Annotated in this window: 5 protein-coding genes; 1 reads left to right on the top strand and 4 read right to left on the bottom strand. The window is 71.4% G+C overall.

Going from position 1 to position 4,694, the window contains the following annotated elements; translation table 11 throughout:
* Nucleotides 1–103 precede the first annotated feature (103 nt).
* The 3 genes from ROTAS13_RS19705 to ROTAS13_RS19695 are packed head-to-tail and all read right to left on the bottom strand — an operon-like array spanning nucleotide 104 to nucleotide 3,000.
* Nucleotides 104–892 carry an SDR family NAD(P)-dependent oxidoreductase gene (locus ROTAS13_RS19705; RefSeq protein ID WP_171979166.1) on the bottom strand — a complete coding sequence of 263 codons (789 nt, stop codon included), beginning with the start codon at nucleotides 890–892 and terminating at the stop codon, nucleotides 104–106.
* A 36-nt stretch (nucleotides 893–928) separates the two neighbouring features.
* A complete protein-coding gene (purF, locus tag ROTAS13_RS19700; RefSeq protein ID WP_019461510.1) occupies nucleotides 929–2,425 on the bottom strand; it encodes an amidophosphoribosyltransferase in 1,497 nt (498 codons plus the stop codon).
* Between the two features lie 14 nt (nucleotides 2,426–2,439).
* The gene (locus ROTAS13_RS19695; protein ID WP_019461509.1) at nucleotides 2,440–3,000 is read right to left on the bottom strand and encodes a CvpA family protein; all 561 of its coding nucleotides are present in this window, start codon (nucleotides 2,998–3,000) and stop codon (nucleotides 2,440–2,442) included.
* A 245-nt stretch (nucleotides 3,001–3,245) separates the two neighbouring features.
* Between ROTAS13_RS19695 and ROTAS13_RS19690 the strand changes: the two genes are divergently transcribed.
* The gene (locus ROTAS13_RS19690; RefSeq protein ID WP_019461508.1) at nucleotides 3,246–4,481 is read left to right on the top strand and encodes an MFS transporter; all 1,236 of its coding nucleotides are present in this window, start codon (nucleotides 3,246–3,248) and stop codon (nucleotides 4,479–4,481) included.
* Nucleotides 4,482–4,493: 12 nt separating this feature from the next.
* Here ROTAS13_RS19690 and ROTAS13_RS27355 read toward each other — a convergent pair.
* The coding region (locus ROTAS13_RS27355; RefSeq protein ID WP_171979165.1) for a hypothetical protein at nucleotides 4,494–4,694 on the bottom strand (201 nt) is incomplete at its 5' end.

The raw sequence follows: 4,694 nt of genomic DNA, 5'->3' as shown, positions 1-4,694 counted from the left end.
GGGGCGGCAGGGGCTTCCGGCGGGCCGGGTGGCGGCAGGGGCGCGCATCCCGTCAGCAGGATCGGCACGAGCAGGCCGCCGAGGCCCGCCGCCAGAGTCCTGTTCACCGATCCCCCAGCCGTATCACCTCGCCGTTCCGCATCTCCCCCGGCAGGCAGAGCGCCGCGATGGCAGGGGCCACATCGGCGGGCTTCGGCAGCGTGGCGGCATCCTCGCCCGGATAGGCCCGCGCCCGCATCCGCGTCGCCACGGCGCCCGGATCGGCCAGGTTCACCCGTAGCGGGCTTATCGCGGCCTCCTGCGCCCAGGTCAGGGCCAGGTGCTCCATCCCCGCCTTGGTGGCGCCATAGGCCCCCCAGTAGGCCTTCGGCTCGGCCACGCGGCGGGTGGTGAGGAAGACGGCGCGCCCGGCATCGGAGGCGCGCAGCACCGGGTCGCAGGTGCGGATCAGCCTCCAGGCGGCGGTCAGGTTCACCCCCACCGTCTCCTCCCAGTCGCGGGGCGTGATATGGCCGGCGGGCGTCAGAGTGCCGAGCGAGCCCGCGGCATGGACCAGGATATCCAGGCGGCCGAAGCGCTCATAGACCGAGGGACCGATGGCATCGATCCGTTCGGCGCCCTTGGCAAGGTCGAAGGGCAGCAGGGTGGCGCCCTCGCCGCCGGCGTCCCGGATGGCGTCGTCCATCTCCTCCAGCCCGCCCTGGGTGCGGGCGACCAGCACGCAATGCGCGCCCATCCGGCCGAGCTCCAGCGCCACGGCGGCGCCGATCCCGCGCGAGGCCCCGGTGACCAGGGCGACGCGGCCGGCGAGGGGACGCCCCGCTTCCGCCGCGGGGGCCGGGCTGGGCGGCAGCCCTTCCGGCGGTGGCGTCTCCTCGATCGTGCCGTTCATGGGGCCTCGTGCCGGGGGGCGAGCTGGGGGGAGGGATCAGGCTCCGTTGGCGGCGATCAGGGCCGGGGCGCGCTCCGGCGCCTCCTGCAGATCCGCCAGCGGGATGGCATAATCGCCGGTGAAGCAGGCATCGCAATAGCCCGGCGAGCGCTTGTCGCGCCCCTCATGCCCCAGCGCGCGGTAGAGCCCGTCCAGCGAGATGAAGGCCAGGCTGTCGGCGCCGATGAAGCGCGCCATCTCCTCGACGTTGTTGTTGGCGGCGAGCAGCTTGTCACGGTCCGGCGTGTCGATGCCGTAGAAGCAGGGATGCGTGGTCGGCGGCGCCGCGATGCGCATATGGACCTCGGTGGCACCCGCCTGGCGGACCATCTCCACGATCTTCTTGCTGGTCGTGCCGCGGACGATGGAATCGTCCACCAGCACCACGCGCCGCCCCTCGATCATGGTGCGGTTGGCGGAATGCTTCAGCTTCACGCCCAGGTGGCGGATCTGGTCGGTCGGCTCGATGAAGGTGCGGCCCACATAATGGTTGCGGATGATGCCGAGCTCGAAGGGGATCCCCGCTTCCGTCGCATAGCCCATGGCCGCCGGGACGCCGGAGTCGGGCACCGGCACCACCACATCCGCCGGCACGCCGGATTCGCGGGCCAGTTCCTCGCCGATGCGCTTGCGCGTGTTGTAGACGGAGGTGCCCTCGATCACCGAATCGGGCCGGGCGAAATAGATGTACTCGAAGATGCAGAAACGGCTGGGCTGCTTGCCGAAGGGGCGGATGGAGCGCAGCCCCTTCTCGTCGGCGATCACCACCTCGCCCGGCTCGATGTCGCGGACGAACTCGGCGCCGACGATGTCCAGGGCGCAGGTCTCGCTTGCCATCACCCAGGAATTGCTTTCCGGCCCGCCGAGGCGGCCCAGCACCAGCGGCCGCACGCCCAGCGGGTCGCGGGCGCCGATCAGCGCGCCCTCGTGCAGCGTCACCAGCGAATAGGCGCCCTGGACCTGCTTCAGCGCGTCGATCAGCCGGTCCAGCACGGTGGAATAGAGGCTGATGGCGATGAGGTGGACGAAGACCTCGGAATCCGTGGTGCTCTGGAACAGGCAGCCGCGGCGCACCAGGGCGCGCTTGAGCTGGTAGGCGTTCACGAGGTTGCCGTTATGCGCCACGGCAAGGCCGCCGAATTCAAAATCGGCATAGAGCGGCTGCACGTTGCGCAGCGCCGATTCGCCGGTGGTGGCGTAGCGGTTATGGGCGATCGCCGCGCGGCCGGGCAGGGCGGCCATGACCTTGGCATCGCCGAAATTGTCGCCCACCAGGCCACGGCCCTTGTGGGAATGGAACTGGCCGCCTTCCGCCAGGGTGACGATCCCCGCCGCCTCCTGGCCCCGGTGCTGCAGGGCGTGCAGGCCCAGCGCGGCCAGGGCGGCGGCATCCTGGGCGTTCCAGATGCCGACGACGCCGCATTCCTCGTGGAAGCCGTCATCCTCGTCCCTTTCGGGGCTGGACGGCGCGAGAGGGTTGGTCGTGAAATCCATGCGACAATCAATCCTCAGGTCCGGTTGCGCGCGGGCGGTCGCAACAGGTCCTCCATGGGCGGCAGCGGGCGGGCCGGGGCATCCGGCACGCGCAGGCGGTACTCGGGCGGAAGCTGGCCGACCAGCCACTTCGCGCCCTGGGCCACGAAAGGCAATGCGCGGGCATCGCGCAGGGCCTCGGGCCAGCGTTCCGTGACGGGTTGGAGCTGTCCGGCCAGGATGTAGGCGAGCACGACGAGGAATGCACCCCTCGCGATTCCGAACACCGTGCCGAGCGCGCGGTCCACGCCGCCCAGCACCGAGGACTGTACCGCGCGGGCCACCCAGGCAATCAACAGTTTCAGGATGATAAGGGCGATGACGAAGACCGATCCCACGGCCACGACATCTGCCAGCCATGCGGGGCTTACCGCCGCGCCCAGCGCCGAGCGCATTCCTGGCAGCATCACGAAGGCCAGGACCAGGGCACCGGCCCAGGCGCCGACGCCCAGGACTTCCCGCACCAAGCCGCGCGAATAGGCCAGGATGGCCGAAACGCCGAGAATCAGGAGGATGGCGCCATCGGCCCAGGTCATGGCGGCGTTTCCTAGCAGGCTCCGGCCCGCCGCACCACGCCGGGCCAGGCCGGGGCAGGGGGCGGACCCATGCGCGGGGCGGGAGGCGGAACGGGGCCGCACGGGTTGGCGCGACGCGGCGAGAGGCGTCATCCTGGCGCGGGCACCTCTCAACCGGGTGCCGGACCGCAACCAGGGCAGGTTCGTCCGGACGCCGCCGGCGCCCGTGGCCGGACCCCGTCCGGCCGGAAACGGGACAGCCGTGCATGACAGACGACACCGCTCCCACTGAGAATGACCCGGCGCCCCCGGCCTTCATCGAGGGCGGGACGCGCGAGTTCCGGCGCGTGAACCTGGCGATGCTGGCGGCGGGCTTCTCGACCTTCGCGCTGATGTACTGCGTGCAGCCGCTGATGCCGGTCTTCTCGGAGGAGTTCGGGGTCAGCGCCGCCTCGGCCAGCCTGTCGCTCTCGCTCACCACCGGCCTGCTCGCCGTCTCCATGCTGGTGGCCAGCACCCTGTCCGAGGCGATGGGGCGCAAGCCCGTGATGCTCTTCTCGCTGCTGGTCTCGGCGATCCTGACCGTGATCTCGGCGCTGGTTCCGTCCTGGCACCAGTTCCTGCTGCTGCGGGCCTTGCAGGGCATCACCTTCTCCGGCCTGCCCGCCGTGGCCATGGCCTATGTGAGCGAGGAGGTGCACCCGAAATCCTCGGGCTATGCCATGGGGCTCTACATCAGCGGCAGCGCGCTGGGCGGCATGGGCGGGCGCGTCATCACCGGGCTGATCGCGGATCTCGGCTCCTGGCGTCTGGCCGTCGGGGTGATCGGGCTGCTCGGCCTCGCGGCGGCGGTCGCCTTCTGGCGGCTGCTGCCCCCGTCGCGCCAGTTCGCCCCGCGCAGCGCCCGCCCGCGGGAGCTGGTGGCGAACTTCCTGGTGCATCTGCGCGACCCCGGCCTGCCCTGGCTCTTCCTGGAGGGCTTCCTGCTGATGGGCGGGCTGGTGACCGTGTACAACTACATCGGCTACCGCCTCCTCGCCCCGCCCTTCGGGCTCAGCCAGGCGGTGGTGGGCATGATCTTCACCGTCTATCTGGTGGGGATTGTCAGCTCCACCGTCTCCGGACGGCTGGCCGACCGGCTGGGGCGGCGGCGCGTCTTCTGGGCCATCGTGCTGGCCATGCTGGCGGGGGTGCTGCTGACACTGTCCGCCTCGCTGGCCGTGGTGATCCTGGGCATCGCCGTCACCACCTTCGGCTTCTTCGGCGCGCATTCCATCGCCAGCTCCTGGGTCGGGCGACGGGCACGGCGGGGCCGGGCGCAGGCCTCCTCGCTCTACCTCTTCTGCTACTACATGGGCTCCAGCGTCGCCGGCTCGCTCGGCGGCCTCGCCTGGGCCAGCCATGCCTGGCCGGGCGTGGTGGCCATGGTCGGGGCGATGCTGCTGGTGGCGCTGCTGGTCGCCTTCCGCCTCGCGGTGCTCAAGCCCCTGCCGGAAGCCTGAGGCGCCGCCGCCTCAGGTGCGCGAGGCGGGCGGAGAAAGCAGGAAGGGGTCGGCATTCTCCGGCGCCGGGGGCTTGCCCAGGCCCATCAGGGCCGCGATCAGGCGGCCGCTGAAGGCCACGAGCATGGCCTCCGTCTCGCCGGCGCGGCCGGGCCCGGCGCGGGCCACGGCGGAAACGAGGACGATCCGCCGCCCCAGGATGCGGGCACAGGT

The sequence above is a fragment of the Roseomonas sp. TAS13 genome (assembly GCF_001950415.1).
GTDB lineage: Bacteria > Pseudomonadota > Alphaproteobacteria > Acetobacterales > Acetobacteraceae > Roseomonas > Roseomonas mucosa.
This window is presented reverse-complemented; position numbering and strand designations above follow the sequence as displayed.